This is a genomic window from Celerinatantimonas marina, from assembly GCF_046054165.1.
Taxonomy (GTDB): Bacteria; Pseudomonadota; Gammaproteobacteria; order Enterobacterales; family Celerinatantimonadaceae; genus Celerinatantimonas.
In genome coordinates, this window is record NZ_JBFNXK010000023.1 from 33,540 (window position 1) to 51,819 (window position 18,280).

General features: G+C 48.5%; 15 protein-coding genes. 5 read left to right on the plus strand and 10 right to left on the minus strand.

What is annotated here, in order from left to right; all coding sequences use genetic code 11:
* Positions 1–166 precede the first annotated feature (166 nt).
* Positions 167–1,360 (minus strand): maltose/maltodextrin ABC transporter substrate-binding protein MalE, encoded by a 1,194-nt coding sequence (gene malE, locus ABUE20_RS18365; RefSeq protein WP_408621414.1) that lies wholly within the window; start codon positions 1,358–1,360, stop codon positions 167–169.
* A gap of 571 nt (positions 1,361–1,931) precedes the next feature.
* Here malE and malK point away from each other — a divergent pair.
* Positions 1,932–3,059 carry a maltose/maltodextrin ABC transporter ATP-binding protein MalK gene (malK, locus tag ABUE20_RS18370; RefSeq protein ID WP_408621415.1) on the plus strand — a complete coding sequence of 376 codons (1,128 nt, stop codon included), beginning with the start codon at positions 1,932–1,934 and terminating at the stop codon, positions 3,057–3,059.
* A 180-nt stretch (positions 3,060–3,239) separates the two neighbouring features.
* Positions 3,240–3,452 (plus strand): hypothetical protein, encoded by a 213-nt coding sequence (locus ABUE20_RS18375; RefSeq protein WP_408621416.1) that lies wholly within the window; start codon positions 3,240–3,242, stop codon positions 3,450–3,452.
* Positions 3,453–3,635: 183 nt separating this feature from the next.
* Here the strand turns inward: ABUE20_RS18375 and ABUE20_RS18380 are convergent, their stop codons facing one another.
* Together ABUE20_RS18380 and ABUE20_RS18385 are read right to left on the minus strand one after the other, a co-directional pair.
* Complete coding sequence (locus tag ABUE20_RS18380; protein ID WP_408621417.1) at positions 3,636–4,493, minus strand: MalM family protein; 858 nt, start codon at positions 4,491–4,493, stop codon at positions 3,636–3,638.
* Positions 4,494–4,543: 50 nt separating this feature from the next.
* A complete protein-coding gene (locus ABUE20_RS18385) occupies positions 4,544–5,797 on the minus strand; it encodes a maltoporin (RefSeq protein ID WP_408621418.1) in 1,254 nt (417 codons plus the stop codon).
* A 491-nt stretch (positions 5,798–6,288) separates the two neighbouring features.
* Between ABUE20_RS18385 and ABUE20_RS18390 the strand changes: the two genes are divergently transcribed.
* Positions 6,289–8,115 (plus strand): sensor domain-containing diguanylate cyclase, encoded by a 1,827-nt coding sequence (locus ABUE20_RS18390; RefSeq protein ID WP_408621419.1) that lies wholly within the window; start codon positions 6,289–6,291, stop codon positions 8,113–8,115.
* A 43-nt stretch (positions 8,116–8,158) separates the two neighbouring features.
* Here ABUE20_RS18390 and ABUE20_RS18395 read toward each other — a convergent pair whose 3' ends face one another.
* Together ABUE20_RS18395 and ABUE20_RS18400 are read right to left on the minus strand one after the other, a co-directional pair.
* On the minus strand, positions 8,159–9,841 hold the full coding sequence (locus tag ABUE20_RS18395) for a carboxylesterase family protein (RefSeq protein WP_408621420.1): 1,683 nt from the start codon (positions 9,839–9,841) through the stop codon (positions 8,159–8,161).
* 174 nt (positions 9,842–10,015) lie between these two features.
* The gene (locus tag ABUE20_RS18400; RefSeq protein WP_408621421.1) at positions 10,016–11,911 is read right to left on the minus strand and encodes a methyl-accepting chemotaxis protein; all 1,896 of its coding nucleotides are present in this window, start codon (positions 11,909–11,911) and stop codon (positions 10,016–10,018) included.
* A gap of 453 nt (positions 11,912–12,364) precedes the next feature.
* On the opposite strand from ABUE20_RS18400, the gene ABUE20_RS18405 reads away from it, so the two are divergent.
* Positions 12,365–13,180 carry an amidohydrolase family protein gene (locus tag ABUE20_RS18405; RefSeq protein ID WP_408621422.1) on the plus strand — a complete coding sequence of 272 codons (816 nt, stop codon included), beginning with the start codon at positions 12,365–12,367 and terminating at the stop codon, positions 13,178–13,180.
* Positions 13,181–13,228: 48 nt separating this feature from the next.
* Positions 13,229–14,530, plus strand: a complete 1,302-nt coding sequence (locus ABUE20_RS18410) for an SLC13 family permease (protein ID WP_408621423.1) — start codon at positions 13,229–13,231, stop codon at positions 14,528–14,530.
* A gap of 91 nt (positions 14,531–14,621) precedes the next feature.
* On the opposite strand, the gene ABUE20_RS18415 is transcribed toward ABUE20_RS18410, so the two are convergent.
* From ABUE20_RS18415 to ABUE20_RS18435, 5 genes are all read right to left on the minus strand, one after another.
* Positions 14,622–14,843 (minus strand): FeoC-like transcriptional regulator, encoded by a 222-nt coding sequence (locus ABUE20_RS18415; protein ID WP_408621424.1) that lies wholly within the window; start codon positions 14,841–14,843, stop codon positions 14,622–14,624.
* Positions 14,840–17,203 (minus strand): Fe(2+) transporter permease subunit FeoB, encoded by a 2,364-nt coding sequence (gene feoB, locus ABUE20_RS18420; RefSeq protein WP_408621426.1) that lies wholly within the window; start codon positions 17,201–17,203, stop codon positions 14,840–14,842. The genes ABUE20_RS18415 and feoB overlap by 4 nt, the downstream gene beginning before the upstream one ends.
* A 12-nt stretch (positions 17,204–17,215) precedes the next feature.
* On the minus strand, positions 17,216–17,446 hold the full coding sequence (locus ABUE20_RS18425; protein WP_408621427.1) for a FeoA family protein: 231 nt from the start codon (positions 17,444–17,446) through the stop codon (positions 17,216–17,218).
* A gap of 20 nt (positions 17,447–17,466) precedes the next feature.
* Entirely contained in the window at positions 17,467–17,703 is a 237-nt protein-coding gene (locus ABUE20_RS18430; RefSeq protein WP_408621428.1) for a FeoA family protein, read from the minus strand.
* 223 nt (positions 17,704–17,926) lie between these two features.
* Positions 17,927–18,280 (minus strand): hypothetical protein (locus ABUE20_RS18435; RefSeq protein ID WP_408621429.1); only part of this gene is annotated, 354 nt, incomplete at its 5' end.

The window sequence follows — 18,280 nt, forward strand, 5'->3', positions numbered from 1 at the left end:
CAGGGGCTTGCGAGAGGTTTTAGCGATTGGAGAAGCAAAGCGATGTGCAGCTTAATTCACGCCCCCTACTAGCAGTGAAGGCTGCACATCGCCCGGCCCAATCATCTTTTACCGACCATTCGGTCGGCCCTCATCGCAACACCTTTAAAAATCACTTACGACGATCCTAGTGAACGATACGTTTTGCGGCAGCATCCAATGCTTCTTTAACGCTTTGACGTCCACTCACAACGTTATTGATAGCGCTACGTTCGGCATACCAGAAGGCACTCATCTGCGGAATGTTTGGCATAATTTCACCATTTTCAGCATTTTTCATCGTGGCTTCGATTCGAGGATCTTTAGAGAGCTGCTGCTGATAACTCTTCAGTGCAACGGCACCCAATGGTTTATCCGCATTCACTTTCGCTAATCCGGCATCAGTAATCAGATAGTGTTCCAGAAATTCCTGAGCCAATTCTTGATTCGGACTTGCGGCATTGATCCCGGCACTTAAAATACCAACAAATGGTTTTGAGGGATGGTTTTTAAAGGTCGGGAGCACAGTCACCCCGTAGTTAATTTTACTTTTATCCAGGTTGGCCCAAGCCCACGGCCCGTTGATGGTCATCGCGGTCTGCCCCTTGATGAAGGCACTTTCAGAAACCGCGTAATCATTATCCGCATTAATATATTTCTCTTTGACCAATTTCAGCACATAAGACAACCCCGCCTGTGATCCGGCATTATTCACACCGACATTTTTGATATCATAAGCATTGTTTTGATATTTAAATGCATATCCCCCGGCGGCAGCGATCAACGGCCAGGTAAAATAGGGTTCTTTTAAATTCCACATAATGGCCGATTTACCTTGAGCCCGGAGTTTTTTATCCAGTGCCGGAATTTGTTCCCAAGAAGAGGGGGGATTCGGCAACAGATCTTTGTTGTAAATCAGCGATAACGATTCAACAGCCACCGGATAGCCAATGATGTGGTTGTCATAAGTAACAGCTTTCCAAGTAAACGGATACAGCTTGCTTTTAAATTCCGCAGATGGATGAATGTTAGCCAGTAGCCCGGATTTAGCCCACTCGCCAAACCGATCATGTGCCCAGAATACAATATCCGGACCATCGCCAGTGGCCGCCTGCTGGGAATATTTTTCCTCCAATTTATCCGGATGTTCTACCCGAACCGAAATCCCCGTGTCTTTTTCAAAAGCTTTACCGACTTCGGCCAGACCGTTATATCCTTTATCCCCATTGATCCAGATCACCAGCTGACCTTCCTGAATACTGGCATAGGCCGATGCCGAGAACAGTGCGGCAGTCAATGCCGATAATGTCAGAGCTCTAAGGCCCATTTTGCTCGATACCATGATTCTATCCTTCTTAATTATCTACCGAACCGCTATCGTCTGGTTACAGCTTACTCGTCAAAGAGAAACCTCCCGATATCCAGCATGTATTGTGGAACGACCCAGTGTCGCTATCATCATCCTCGCTGCTACTCCCTACCTCGGCTATCTGTGATCCAACCCGCGAAATACGCCAATTTCGTGTACCAGTTGACTCAAAAGAGCCTCATTATTTTTACAATGCACCGTAGCGCCTCAGAATGATGAATTAAGTATAGTGTGCCTATGAAATTTACGGGTTTCCCCTCATTCGGTGGCTAAAAACGGCTGAGCACGCCGTATGGCCGCGATGAAGAGCCCATCCCATTTTTCCGCAATCTTGCACTGCGTGGGGAAGATCACAAAAATGGAAGATAGTCGATAACCGGGAGTTCCGAGCTTCAGACTCAAAGCCCTCCCGGAAACTCATCCCCGGCTATCCCCCCTGTGAAATCAATCTGATGGAGGATCTCTCTTTAGTAAAACCAGACCATACTTAAGGCTATACAACACAAATAATGACCGTTACTGCCCGAGAAAGGAGCGAGACACAATGGCAGATCTCAGACTGAAAAATGTTACCAAAGCCTTTGGGGATACGGTGATCTCCCGGGATATCAATTTAACGATCCATGATGGCGAATTTATTGTTTTTGTCGGCCCTTCCGGATGTGGTAAATCAACCTTGCTGCGAATGATCGCCGGACTGGAAACCATCACCGCCGGTGACCTATATATTGGTGATACACGAATGAACGAAGTACCTCCGGCCCAACGTGGCGTCGGGATGGTTTTTCAGTCCTATGCACTCTATCCACATTTGAACGTCGCCGATAATATGTCATTTGGGCTGAAGCTAGCTAAAACGACCCAAACCGTCATCGAACAACGCGTGAATCACGTTGCCGAAACACTACAACTGGCCCATCTGCTGGAGCGTCGCCCCAAAGCACTGTCCGGAGGTCAACGCCAACGGGTAGCCATCGGCCGAACGCTGGTGGCTGAACCGGATGTTTTCTTGCTGGATGAACCCTTATCGAACCTAGATGCAGCGCTGAGGGTCCAGATGCGGATCGAGATTGCGAAACTGCACAACCGATTACAGCGCACGATGATTTATGTCACCCATGATCAGATTGAAGCGATGACCCTTGCCGATCGAATCGTCGTACTCGATCGAGGCAATATTGCGCAGGTGGGAAGACCGTTGGAACTTTATCATTACCCGATAAATCGCTTCGTAGCTGGTTTTATCGGTTCCCCCAAAATGAATTTTATTCCGGTTAAAATCACCAATACCGCCATTGACCAGATCCAAGTGATGCTGCCGAATCAACAGCAAATTTGGCTACCACTAAATAGCGATGGCGTTACAATTGGCGAAGAAATGTCTTTAGGGATCCGCCCTGAACATCTGCTCCCCAGTGAAGAAGCGGATGTAACTCTCGAAGGGGAAGTCCAAGTTGTTGAACAGCTCGGTCCGGAAACGCTGATCCATTTAAAAATTCCTCAGATTAACGCTTATTTGATATATCGAGAAAATGATGTGGTGGATGTAAAAACCGGCAGCCAGTTTGCGGTTGGGATCCCACTGCATCGTTGCCATCTCTTTAATAAAGATGGCAGAGCCTGCCAACGTCTTTATCAAGAAGCCGGAGTATCCCCCAAAACTAAAGCTTAGCCCTTCTTCTCGACCCCCTCCTAACCTCCCCCTCGAATAGGGGGAGGAATATAGAAGTCCCCCAAAATCAAGGGGAGAAATATGTGAGTATCCACAATCTAAGGGAGCGCATCCTCATGTTCCCTCCCCAGCCAAGAGGAGAAATATGTGAGTGTCCCCAATCTAAAGGAGCGCATTCTCATGTTCCCTCCCCTGCCAAGGGGAGGGTTAGGGTGGGGTGTACAGACCGGCTGCATTCTGAAAAAAGTCGGGTTAGTGAAGCCCCGAAAACATCGTCAATGGATCCCGCCTTATCCAAACGCGCTCACCCGTTCCTCTCAACCGAATGATGTCTGGAATATTGATTTCAAAGGGCAAGGGGCATGTAAACCATGTCCCCGGTTTAAAATGTAAAGGATGTCCCGTTTGTACACCCCCTCCTAACCTCCCCCTCGAATAGGGGGAGGAATATAGAAGTCCCCCAAATTCAAGGGGAGAAATATGTGAGTGTCCCCAATCTAAGGGAGTGCATTCTCATGTTCCCTCCCCTGCCAAGGGGAGGGTTAGGGTGGGGTCAAAAAGGTGAGAGCAGAATAACTAATGATTTTTCAAATTGGCTTTCACCGCTTGCACAAAAATCTGCTGGGCTGAGTCAATGCCTACTCGCTGCGCTTCATTTTTCAATTGCATAGCCTGATTGATATCACCCTGAGCCACTGCCGTTTCAATAGCCTGTTTGAAATAAGCCTGGGTTCCAGCAGATGGTGGAACAGCGGCCGCGATGGATGGTGCGGGCTGACCGACGACGGTAGACCCAATTTGCTCATTGAGCTGACTGGTAATCCGTAGTTTGAGCGGGCCATCACTTACATGGCGTGCGATCGGATCCGGAATATCTGGCACCGCATGACGAGTCCCAGCAGCAAATGCTTTCGCCGGAGCCACCAATGTGGTGGTTTGATTTAAATCTTTACGTTCACTATAAAAGAGCACATATAAAAACTGCTGACCGGGACTTGGAACTAAACGGATCTCACCTTCTAAACGATCCGGCGATAAAAAAGAAGCCGGTTTATATTGCCATAACGAAGCGGGATAAAAGCGCTCAGCGACCATCTGACCGTTTAAAACCAGAATATTTGGGGCATAAAGCTGATTTTTACGCACATCACTTTCAAAATGAATGGTCAAATCACCCCGATTGGCCGGAATGGCAAAGGCTGCAAATTGGCCGGTTTCATTGCCACTGAGTTGGTCGGCACTTAATGAAGGATCAACCTGCCCATGATAAGGTAATTGCAGCTGAGTCCAAGAGAGTTTGGCGAATGCGGTATTCACTATACTCCCGGCCTGCATCGCGGCAACGCCAACGACCGGTTCTGCATTTGCGGTGAATGCGATGCCCCCTGCCAGCAAAGCGCCCAGCCATAAACGATTCAGTGTTCTGCTCTTCATATACATCTCCTCAGACGATAACGAGCTCCCGAGAGAGCTCGTATTCTGGATTACCACCAGGCTTCCATTTGCGCACCAAAGGTCACTTCACTATCGTTCCCCCGGCTATAATTGGTCACGCCCCCATCGGCGACCTGAACGCCACTACTGTTGGTTCCCCAGTGTTCACTCCAGTCGGCATAAGTCACAAATAACCGCAATGCCGGACGAGACCAAATACTGTTCCCAGCCTGCCATTGCTGCGCTAACGTGATTTTGTACTGACTGTTAGATTCATCAACTGCTTGCGATTTCACCCGGTCATAACCGACTTCCAACAAGGTACTCATGATATTGGTCCATTTGTACATGGGCCGAACTCCGGCGGTATACCAAGTACTCCCTTCGTTGTTATCCAAATCGGTTTTCTGGTACATGGCCACATACATCATGTCCCATTGTGGGCTGAGCGTAATCGCACCATGATCCAAAATTCGGATCAGCTTCCCATCATTATTCACCGAGCCGCCGCTACTGCGGCCATTTCCCGAAGTCATCGAATCTGTGGCATATTGCACAACGAATTTATTAAAGCCGCTGAATACACTCTGAGTATGTTCAGCCGTCAGCATAAAGCCATCTTTCGAGGCGCCATCGGCCAGTTTGTAATCACCTTTGGTGTGCGCTTTACCGTAATCCAGCCCTAATTCCAGTTTACCGCCTTGATTTACTTTCAAATCAGCTAACCGCAGGTCAAACGTATCGTTATAAACATTATCGGTCCCATGGGAAAAACTAACGGCACCTCCCGCTTCGGTATTTCGAGTTGCCGCAACCGACAATTTGCCCATACCGAGATCGATATTTTCAAGACCCACCCCCGGACCGGAAATATCCCAGTAGTAGAAGTCGATCATATGTACATCATGACGCTGATAAAACCGTTTCCCAGCCCATAAAGTCGCCCCGGGCAGTGCATCGATTAAATTACGCCCCTGAACATTCATCTCACGAAATGCCGGACTGGTCGATTCCCAGTCATTTTCCTGGCTGATCGAATAGGCCACTAAGCTAGACAGATAAAAACTTTTATCCTGATCCCGCCAAGCTTCCTGTCCCAGGATGATTTCAGCATATGTTTCACATTCATTCCCTAAACGATATTTACTGCTGGCTCCGGTGGCCTGAAAACAGCTCTGCTCACCGCCGCTTCCGGTCCAACCGATCCCGGAACGGGCATATCCGTGAAAATCAACTCCCCAGCTCTGAGCTGAGGCTAATCCGGCAATCACCGCGACCGTCAGTGGTAAAGTTCGAAACCTCATTGATGTTCTCCTTCAGTTGTAGCCAGCGAAGCTATAGTCCGAAACTTCGCTGGATGCCCCTTGCATCCTTCGCAAGGTGATCTTGTACGACGGCTCAAGTATGAAAGCTTTCAGCGCCTTCGAAATCATCCGAAAATAAGGAAATTATGGGTGGATCGTCATGGAGGATAGCGTCAGAAGAAATGACGTTTCTGAAGTAAAAAAGCGGTCCTATAGGCCAAATATCCGGCTTAAAAGCGTGATGAACGTGTAAAAAAACGCTCAAATTTCGAGCACGATCACACCCTCATCCCTTTAGGCGTAGCTCCCCGAAGGACCCCCCGCAGCAATTAAGCCTCCCGGTTTCGATCCGAGCACGCTCACACATCAGCGGCTTGATCCGTCAGCGCAAAGAACGGCCCCAATCGTGATCGCGTTTAAATCCGCCCGATCTTTTATCAAAGCTCTGTATATACTTATCCAAAGACACTCGTTGCGAATTTGCCTATGTTATGGAATCGATAAACCTGCTTTACAATGACAAACAAGATCTGCTGGAGATGCAGCAGCAGTTAGCCCATCATCCGCGTCAGCAGATTTTAATTCAGGTTTTTAGTGGCATCATGGAAAAAGCGGCGTTAATCGCCTTAAGGCAGGAACTGATCGATTGCTTCCCCGGCGTGGCTCTGCTGGGCGTTACTACCCATGGTGAAATCATTCGCTCCCGGATCACCGAACAACGAATCATCCTCTGCTTTTCTATTTTTAACGAGACCCAAGTCGCCACCCATGCCATTCAAATTGATCCAGATGAGTCACTGGCACAGGCAGGCTCTCGGCTACGACAGCAAATAGAAGAGACTGATCCCAAAGTGGCCATTGTCTTCAGCTCCGGGATGCATAATGAGCAAGTCCGCGATGATAGCACGTTTATCGCCGCCCTTTGCCAAAACCAAAATCCGATTCTATTTGCCGGAGGTCAGGCCGGAGCCGAAGAATATGCCCCTCATGTTTATCGAACCTTTGTCTTTACCGAACATATGTTCATCGAACAAGGCAGTGTTGCCGCTACGCTGACCAACCCCAATCTCAAATGCTGGAGCTATAAAAATGATGGCTGGGTTCCGATTGGTCGCAAGATGCGGATTACCCGTCTGAACAACAATCAGGTCTATACCATCGATCATCGAAGTATTCAGGAGATCTATAAAACCTATCTCAATATCGATTACGATTTGGATGATCAACACCATCCAACCTGGGAATTTCCACTGGTCACTCAGCGTCAGGGAATGCTCATGAAAAACATCCCGATTCGACAGAACCCAGATGGATCATTTGTCTTTATGCATAAATTTGAAAAGAATGAGCTGGTCCGTTTTAGCTTTTGTGATATTTCACTGCTCGAAGATGAAGCCCTCACCATTCGCAATAAATTACAGAGCCTTCATCCAGAGGCTATTTTTATTTATTCCTGCAGTGGGCGAAAACAGATTTTCGGCAAACAGATCACCATTGATAGTCGGGATCTGGATCTGGTGGCCAGTGCTGCTGGCTTTTTTACGTCCACCGAATATTTCACAACCCCGGATTATCAGGTGCATTGTCTCATTCAGACCATGACCATATTGGCGCTGTCAGAATCCGATGAGCTTTTTATTCCCCCGGAACCTCTGACAATGGCCTCAAGACCTCAGGATGGTCATCAGCGCACGACTCGACTGTTGAAAATTTTGACCCATTTGATCTTCGAAACCAGCAAAGAGCTGGAGCAGTCTAATCAAAAATTACAAGCCATGGCCAATATCGATAACATGACCGGCCTTTATAACCGCCGTTACTTCGATAAAAAACTGACGCTCGAATTAAAACGACATGGTCGCAATGCCTCTCCCTTGTCGCTGATCTTATTGGATATCGATTTCTTTAAACAATTCAACGATCATTATGGTCACGTTGCCGGCGATGAATGTCTGGCCGCCATAGGAAAAACGCTGACGCAGAGTTTACATCGTCCCGCCGATATTGCATTTCGCTATGGGGGTGAAGAGATGGGATGCCTATTACCGGACACCGATCAAGAAGGCGCGCAAGCGCTTGCCGAACAATTACGCGATCACATTGAACAACTGCATATTCCTCATGTCCGCTCCAAAGTATCGGACTCGGTCACAGCCAGTGTCGGTTTCGTCACCCTGTCCCCGACTCGCCTGATGCAAGTGGATGAAAAGCAATTGATCCGCCATTGTGACCAAATGCTTTATCAAGCCAAACATCAAGGGCGCAATCAAGTTAGAGGCAAGCGGATCCACGACGAGATCCGTGATGACTCAAAGTAAGCAATCGCCCTTTTGAGCCTACGGATCTTGAAATCAGCTCACACTATGGCCACAACGAAGGGCTCTGAAACGCCTGATCTAATTCATCGCTAAACCAGCGCCCATTGAGCACCTGATGCAACAACTGCATCTTGGTCTCCTCCGGAAGACGATGATCATTTTTAATCTGCTCGATCAGCATGGCCATATCATAGTTTTTCATCGACATATAACTGATCGCTTGGCGTTGGTTAGCATCCAAAATCAGGATCGATGCCCCTTGCGCCTGATGTTCGGGGGTCCAACTCAGCCAGCGAGTTTGGCCGGAAACATTCGGATCGCCACTGTGTAAAAACGCCGCCAGATAGCGCTGAAAGTGATTCGACATATCTACAACTCCCGGTTTTTGAAACACGCCGGGCAGCATCGGTTCCAAGAGCGCTCGATCCAAAAGCGGGAGAAAAATCCCATGAAAGGAACCCAGCAGAGCCATCTTCGGCCCTGTCACATCAGGGTCGGTACCCAATCGGATCTGCGTGGCATAGATGGGAGCCGAATAGTGCGGATACATGCGCTGCGCCGAACGCTGAACATTAAACAAACTATACAGTTTTCCCCCGTAATGAAAGACGAACTGATACTCATTGAGTAACATCGAATTCGATAACAACAAACCATGATGGTAAGCATCGGCAAACTGCGGATCACTTAACGCAAAGAATGAAAACTCATTTTCACCGCTGAGCATGATCACCGGGACGGCATTATAGTGGTCGGTGTTAAAGCCAGACTCGGGGAGCACCACCCCATCCCGGTACAAATGTGGAAACACGCTCATCCGGATCCCGGCATTACGCATCAATGCGGCAATTCGGTCGGCTGTTAGCCGTCGCAGATAATCCACAACTTTGGGTCCACCGTGTTGCAACCAATCCATCGCGCTTTGCAGATCTGGTTTTCGCCCATCGGCTACCACCAATGGCGCAAAGGCGGCTAAAAAGACCCGTTGACTCGGCTGGACTGCCGCCGTGGTCATGCCCCCGCTAAATACGATAGCCTGTTGGAATTTGCCTTTGAAGAGCGGAGAGATCAACATGGCCATCACATCCCGCCCTCCCGCAGAAAACCCGGAAACAGTGATGCGATCCGGCTGACCACCAAACGCCTGAATATTCGCTTTAACCCAATCCAACGCAGCGCCCTGATCGAGCAAGCCAAAATTTCCCGACGCCTGGATCGGATCTTGACTTTTCAGTACGGCGAGTGGATTAAATCCCAAGGCCCCCAATCGATAGTTCACCATGACAATCACGCTATTGAGCGCTTTAGCCAATGCTCTGGGGTTAAACTCTTCGGCTTTTCCGCTCTGATTATTGCCGCCGTGAATATAAACCAAAACGGGGAGCGATTGCTGAGTTGCAGGCCGGTAAATACTAAGATTCAGACAATCTTCCTGACCAAGATAGCGGTCATTTTTATATTGTGGGCAAATCGGACCGGCATGTGTCGCCTGAAACGATTGTGAAGAAGCAGCGACCGGCACAGGCTTTTGCCAGCGCCATGCACCGATGGGTGCTTTAGCATAAGGGATCCCCAACCAGACCCAAGTCTGGCTGTTGGGATCATCGATGCCGATCATTTCACCTTGCGCCAGTTGCACTCGGGGGGAAATAACGGCGGCATGGCTCCCTACCGTAAACATGAGAAAGAGCCATGAAAGGGATAACAGTAAAGCAGAACGTTGCATTTGAAATTCCAGCATCATGAGTAACCGATTCACACATGATGCCAGATTGCTGCGTCCTAAACGAAGCGGCTTATCACAACCTGATCACGAACTATCCGTCATCGATGAGAACAGGTCTTGAGAGCCTTCGTCGAGTGGAAATGATCGGCCGGGAACACCAGCCGATTATTCCGATTAAATTTTAAACCGATTCACTTCAGTGCTGACCTGTTCAGCCAGCTGATGCAGCCGGTTTGCTTGATCCACCCCGGTCTGACTTTCATCTGCCAATTCACCGGCAACCTGACGCAGCGATTCACTATTATGGCTAATTTCCTCAGTGACCGTCGTCTGCTCTTCAGCCGCCGTTGCAATTTGGGTGGCCATATTCGAAATTTGTTCGATAGAACCGGCGATCTCCTGCAAACTCTGTGCGGCAGCATTCGCATCATCAACACTGGTTTGCGCAATCGAGCCGCTACGTTCCATCACACTCACCGCATGTCGGGTTGACGCCTGCAACATTTCGATCATTTTCTGAATTTCTTCAGTCGATGAATGGGTACGTTGTGACAAGGTGCGAACCTCATCAGCGACCACAGCAAAACCCCGACCATGATCGCCAGCCCGAGCCGCTTCAATCGCCGCATTAAGTGCCAACAAATTGGTCTGTTCGGCAATTTCAGTAATGGTTTGCAAAATCCCGTTGATCTGTTGGGCATGCTGTTCCAATTCGCTGATATAGGTTGTGGCATTTTTAACTTCTTCCGCCAATTGCGACGTAGAATCACGGCTTTTTTCGACTAAGTCATTGCCTTTGCGTCCCATTTCCACAGACTCATTGGCGGCGTGTGCTGTCGATTCAGCATTACCAGCGATCTCCTGTGTCGCGCTGTTCATTTCAGTCACTGCAGTGGCAATAAGCTCAATCTCCTGCTGCTGAGAATGCACTCGGGACGAACTGTTATCAGCCGAATGAGCTACGGCACTGGCTTCGGTTTTCAGCTGGTTGGACATTTCATTCAAGCGGCTGACCACCCCATGCATATGTTCCACAAATTGGTTAAAACCATTGGCCAGACGCCCGATTTCATCTTGATTTTTCACGTGGATCCGGCTGGTCAGATCACCTTTCCCTTGCGCAATTTCGCTCAGGGCATTGGAAACCCGTTGCAGATCGCGAAAGACCACTTTAAAACCAAAATAGAGCAATAGGCCAAAAAGGATCAACAAAATACCAGCCGTAATAATCTGACGCGTCATCACATGATAAACCGGCGCCATCAGCTCACTTTTATCCATGATAAACACCAATAACCAGTTCGTATTAGGAATGTTCTGGCTATAGATGAATTTGACCTTGCCATTGATGCTCTCTTCAGCCAACGCGTTCTGCTGAGCGATTTGACTCAAGTTAGCCTGTGTAAACTGGGCGCTGATGGTTGTCGCTGCTTTATTGATCGCTGCTTTATCAGAGTATGCAATCACCAGATCTTTCGGACCAACAATCATCGCCGAGCCAGAGCCGGGAACATTCAAACTAGCCGTCTGCGCTGAGAGCTGACTTAACGTTAAGTTAGCGCCAATCACCCCATAAGGCTCACCGTTGCGCAGAACCGGATGTGTCAAAATAACGCCCAGTTCATGCGTAGTCGAACTGACGATCGGACCAATGATGGTTGGTTTAGCTGCCGCCATTGCTGTTTTGTACCAGCCCTTCTGACGCGGATCATAATTCGGCCGAGATTTATCGATGGCCGGATCTTGGCGGAACATCTGTCCGTCATTGTTCCCAAAGTAGGTCAGCGAAAATTGCCCACTATGATAAGCCTGTAAAATAAATGGATAAGGGGAAGGTTCCGGATTATCTTCCAGTTGTGAAGCCAATGAACCCAGCACTTCTTGACGGCTTTTGACCCAATATCCAACACTATTGCCATAAGCTCCAGCAAAATGCTGCACATCACTTAAAAGTGACGTTCGTAACTGGCGGGTGGCTGAACTGGTCGACTCAAACACCAGATAAACGGCTGTGATGACCACAGCAGCCATACTAACAGCCAGAATTTTAGTACGAAGAGACATGGTCATTGATAGGCTCCTTTCATCATTTTAGAACGATGACCCATATAAATATTTCCCAAATAACACCATTGAGTGGTTTCGGCAGCGGCCAGATAAGTCGCTCGACCCCACTTTTGAGCTGATTGCAATAAACGATAGATTTGTTATCGGCAACAGTATCTAAGTTATTAATTATTTAGTAATTAATTGTGCTTACTCAATTCAATTGCACTGTTATGTCGACCGAATGCGGCAGGAACCCTGCCAGCGCCAGTAGCTGCGGTTCAAAGCCGGACTCCCTACGGGATAGGTTTCAAAGCATCGGACGGGGGTCATCCAGACCTGAGAGAATGCAGTCATCCACTTGAATCTTTGGAAGAAAAATTAACTCCACCGACCATATTCGTGTATGGTGACATCATTGTAAGATAAATATGTTTTCAATCAAGACCCGTTTTAAAATGGGCTGCAGGAGTGGATATGTCTGGACAGCGAGCAGTCGTCGGCATCGATAGCCATGCTCATATTTTTAACCGCCATCTTCCCATGGTCACCGGACGGCGTTATACCCCGGCGTATGATGCCTCTTTGGCACAGTGGTTTGAGCACATGGCGCGTTTCGGGATCTCACATGGGGTCCTCATTCAACCCAGCTTTTTAGGAACCGATAACCACCATCTGTTACAAGCATTAGCCACCTATCCGGATCGATTACGCGGGGTGGTCGTCATTGAACCGTCCATTCAGGATCAAGAATTAGAAGCGATGAGCCGTGCCGGCGTGGTCGGAGCCCGATTGAACCTGATGGGCAAATCATTAACCGATTATTTAACCCCACAATGGCAAAGCCTATATCAACGTCTGGCCAAACGACATTGGCATGTCGAACTCCACCGTCATAGTGACGACATCGCGCAGATGATCGAAGCCCTATTACCTTACGGCCTCACCATCGTCGTTGATCATTTTGGTCGCCCGCAGGGGCCGATCGATCCACAGCATCCGGGAGAACAAGCCTTTTTACAGGCGCTCTCACACCCTTCAGTATGGCTGAAGATTTCAGCGAGTTATCGCAATGGCGTCACCCTCGAACAAGCCCGGCAAATGTGGGCACAGTTGGTCGAAGCCAGCGGCGGCCACCAGCGTATGGTGTGGGGAAGTGATTGGCCTCATACCCAACATGAAGATATGGTCAACTACGAATCACAATATCAAACCTTGTCAAAAATAATTTCTGACTCATTGATTATTAAAAAGATTTTAGTAGATAATCCCTCTAGCCTATTTGGCTTTTAGGTCAACGCGTTAACCATTTATTGGAACTTTTATTCAGGGATTTTTACGATGATGAGTCTTATCATTGTGGCTGCGATTGCATTGGCGATCATCCTCGGCTACAAAACCCGCATTAACATTGGGTTATTTGCAATCGTTTTTGCCTATTTGATCGGTTGTTTTGGTTTGGGGTTATCCCCCAATGCCGTGATCAAAATGTGGCCACTTAAAATATTCTTTATTATTTTTTCAGTATGTCTCTTTTACGGATTTGCCATTACCAATGGAACGCTGGAACGGATGAGTGAACATCTGTTATACCGCTTCCGGCGCTGGCCTTATTTGTTGCCTTATGTTGTGTTTATTACCACCACGTTTATTGCCGGGTTAGGTGCAGGCTATTACACCGTTTTAGCCTTTATGGCTCCACTGACCCTGTTATTGTGCCAACGTACCGGCATGAGCATGATTATCGGTGCCATGGCGGTGAACTATGGGGCATTGAGTGGCGCAAACTTCATGTCCAGCCAAAGTGGTATTATCTTCCGTTCTCTGATGGGCGCGGCCGGGATCGATGAATCAACCGCATTTATCAACAGTATCGGGATTTTCATCGCCACATTGGTGATCCCAGTTTTAGTATTAACCTTTCTGGTCTTTTTTACCGGGCATCGGCGTTCAATGGCCACCCAAGCCTTAGAAGTCGCCAAACCGCAGCCATTTAACACCCACCAACGCCAAACGCTATGGCTAACTTTAGTGATGATGGTGCTGGTATTGCTGATCCCCATTGCACATCTGTTGTGGCCGGGCAGCGAACTGGTGACGCTGGTCAACAGTAAATTAAACATCGGCTTCATTGCTAGTATTTTTGCCGTGATTGCTCTGCTGCTTAAACTAGGCGACGAGCGTCAAGTGATCGCCTCGCTCCCTTGGGGAACACTGATTATGATCTGTGGTGTCGGGATGTTGATTGCCGTAGCGATTAAAGCCGGCACTATCAATCTGCTGGGGTCGTGGATTGGTCAGACGATTCCAGCCTTCTGGGTTCCATTGGCATTTGGTGTTGTTGCGGCTTGTATGTCGTTATTCGCCAGTACCTTGGGCGTGGTCACCCCGGCATTGTTTCCGCTGGTTCCGGCCATTGCGAGCCATCTATCGCTCGATCCTATGATACTGTTTATCTGTATCGTAACCGGGGCTCAGGCGACTTCGATTTCACCGTTTTCTTCCGGAGGAAGTCTGTTGTTGGGCGCCTGTCCGGATGAACAGAAACGGCATAGTTTATTTTCGCAGTTGTTGCTGCGAGCCGCACCGCTCGGTTTTATCGCCGCCTTAGTCTTTAATCTGGTCTTTGCATTTATTTACTAATCTCAACCCCAACAGGTCGCTGCGCGGGAGCCCTCTCCTATCCAACCGCAACGACCTGTTCATCCTGCAAGTAACCGTTCTTTCTAAAACATCATGACGGATTTAAGCGATAAATCGTCTCGCCAGCCGAGCACCCACAGGCACAGGAATGGCATTTAGACGGTAATCGATTCACTGAAAAAACCCCTTTTCGTAGCCACACCGACATCATATTTTCAATATGTCCCGGTGACTGATGAAAATGAACAGCCAACTCGTTCAGAGAAATTTCGCCCCGAGCCGCCGCATAATCACGCAATTCAACTAAACTCATTGCCCTTCTCCCAAATGCCCGGCTATCGAGCCTTTGGCTCTCAAACGGCTCGCCGGTTTTTGATCTGATTGAGTGATCCACACCAACAAAGCTCCCATTAAAATCAGGACGATCCCAATATCCAGCGCTGACGAAAACGGATGCGCGGTGAACGTGCCGATTTGATAAATACAAACCGCCGCACTATAGCCTAACCCCGTCGTCCAAAGGCTAGCAAAAACCGTCCATTTCGTGCCCACTTCCCGCCAAATGGCTCCCACCGCAGCCACACACGGAATGTATAAAAGCACCATAATCAAATAACTAAAGGCGCCTAACGTCCCGTTGAATAAACGCTGGATCATACTAATCGATGTCACGGCAACTTCCAGATCTTGAGCCGTCGCATTCGTATCGGAAACATCACCAACGTCAATCCCCAACGGATCGGAAAACGCAGAAACCAAATCCGACAAATTCGCAGGAATACTCGCAAAGGCTTGTTTGATCCCTCCGGGAATATCCACCTCATCCGCATCATCTTCCACCGCCCCATGGGTGGCATTGTGTTGATCGGCTAACGACGAATACAGCGAATTCAAAGTTCCAACCACCGCTTCTTTGGCAAAGATCCCGGTAAACATGCCGACGGCCGCAGGCCAGTTCTCCTTTTCCATGCCCATAGGGGCGAAAACCGGAGTGATCGTCTGACCAATTTTAGATAATACAGAATCCGGGCTGTCTTCATGCCCAAAAGAACCATCGGTTCCAATCGAATTCAGAAAGCTCAACACCATCACGATGATGACGATCAATTTACCGGCACGAAGGACGAAGTTTTTTAGCCTTTCCCAAGTTCGTAATAAAATCGCCGCCAGTGTCGGAATATGATAAGGCGGCAACTCCATCACAAACGATGAGGTTTCACCTTTTAACGCCGTACGCTTCAGTAATAATCCGGTGATCAAAGCGGCCCCAATCCCGATCAGGTATAAACCGAAGACCAGATTTTGCCCGCTATGCGGAAAAAATGCCGTAGCAAATAACACATACACTGGCAAGCGTGCCCCACATGACATAAACGGAGCCATCATCACGGTGAGGATCCGATCCCGGCGATTTTCTAAGGTTCGGGAGGCCATGATGGCGGGCACGTTACATCCAAACCCGACGATCAAAGGGACAAACGCTTTGCCCGGCAGGCCGATGCTGCGCATGAGCCGATCCATCACAAACGCAGCCCGAGCCATATAGCCGGAATCTTCAAGAAACGATAAAAACAGGTACAAACAGCCAATCACCGGAATAAAGGTCGAAACCGTCTGGATCCCGCCTCCTATACCATCGGCGACAATCACCGTGAGCCACTCCGGTAAATGAATCGCTCGCATTAGAGCTCCGAGTCCATCGACGAGCACGGTACCGAACAAGATGTCAAAGAAATCAATAAAAGCACTGCCGATATTAATCGTGAACAGAAACATCAAATACATGGCCACCAGAAAAATCGGGATCCCCAGCAGTCGATTTAACACAATTTTATCGATCCGATCCGTCATCGTTTGTGAGACGAGACCTTTGCGGGTCACAGCCGCAGCCGACAGTTCCTCAATGAATTGGTAGCGCGCATCAGCCATTGTGATATCCAGATCTGCCTGTTCCGACTCACTAAACGTGCCTAAAAGCCGGGTGCGAGCCGCAGCAATTTCCGGTTCAGACTCAGGAACAAGCCCAAACTCCAGCGCTTCAATCGCCCGCCAGCGGGCATGAGTCAGATGATGCTGAGCGATCAACTGCGACAATGGCTGAATGACGCGATCCAGCGTTTCACCATAGCAAAAGTTCAACGTCGGTAACGCCGCTTCGGTTAGCTGCGTGCAACAACAGGCTTTCAGCGCAGGGATCCCCGTTCCCTTGGCCGCCACAATGCCAACCACCGGACAGCCTAATCGATGGGACAACTGCTCCAAATCAAGTTCCAGATGCCGTTTTTTAGCTATATCCAGCATATTCACAGCAACGACTAGCGGCACCTGCATTTCAATCAGCTGTAGGGTCAGATATAAATTGCGCTCAAGATTGGAAGCATCGACGATATTCAGCACCAACTGCGATGCACCGGACAAAATATAATCGCGTGCAATTTTTTCATCTTCTGACTGCGCCCCATCCCCCGACAGTGAATACACCCCGGGTAAATCCACAATTTCAACATCACCGGCCGGTTCGCCCAAATGAACCCGCCCCGTTTTCTTATCCACCGTCACCCCGGGCCAATTGCCAACCGTCTGCCGGCTCCCAGTTAATGCGTTAAATAAGGTGGTTTTTCCACAGTTAGGATTCCCAACAATACAGAAAGATCCCTTCCCTTGGTTATTCATGGCCTCTCCCTTCTAAATTTCATCCACCAACACGACCACGGCCTCGTGCTTTCTTAAACTAATCGCAGTTCCCCGAACCCGAATTTCAATCGGGTCGCCTAGTGGCGCGATCCGAGTCACCTGAAACTCAGTCCCCGGCGTCAGCCCTAACGACAACAAATGGCGACGATAAGGCTGAGAACCGGCTTCGAATCCAAAAACCCGACCGCGTTTTCCGAGCTTAATCTCTGGCAAATTATTCATATTCATCCTTCCCAATGGGCTTACTGATGACTCACAAAAATAGTTTTTGACAGTTCAGAATCGATGGCCACCCGAGCATCCCCCACAGCCAGCATGAGAGGAGCATTGGGATAACGTTGATAAATCCTAATTTGGCTCCCCCTTCTGATATTTAAATCCTGTAACCGATGCACCACCTCCTGTTGCGAAGCCTCCACCCGAACCACTCGCAACAGTTGATTGATACGGGCCTGACCTAACGGAACGATTTCAGACATGACAAATTTCCAAACACATAAATGATAATGATTATCATTTATACTCTTTGTTACATCATTTTTTTTGATTTAAATCATTTAAAAAGGTGAATTCAGTGATAGATAGGAATGCGTCGTGATTTTTACTCGAAGAATCAATGAGATAATTTGAGAAGGAATTCGCTGAGAAATTCGAGCGAACCACAACTACGAAAGCCTTGCTTATAGAAAATGCCGATAAAGGCTAAAAGGAAGTGTCCGCTGTGGTATTCTGCCCCTGCTCAGGGGGCAGACCAAAATGAGGGCGGGTTTTGAGCAACCAATCCGCCGCCTCTAAGGATAAGGTTAATTCAGGAAAAGATGGTTCATCGGGTTCTAGACAAAACCAGGTCATATGGGTCGCGTTGCGGTACACCTTTAAAGTCGTAGGTATCGGCTTGCCTCTCGGCGTATAAACAATATATTCCGCATCAAAAATTTCATGCTGATCGGTTGGAATATCGCCATGACAATCAAAGTTAATCACTTGCTCCGGCGTTATCCGATATTTTTTAACCATTATATTTAGCCATGAAAGCCCTGAGTCTATCCCGCTGCT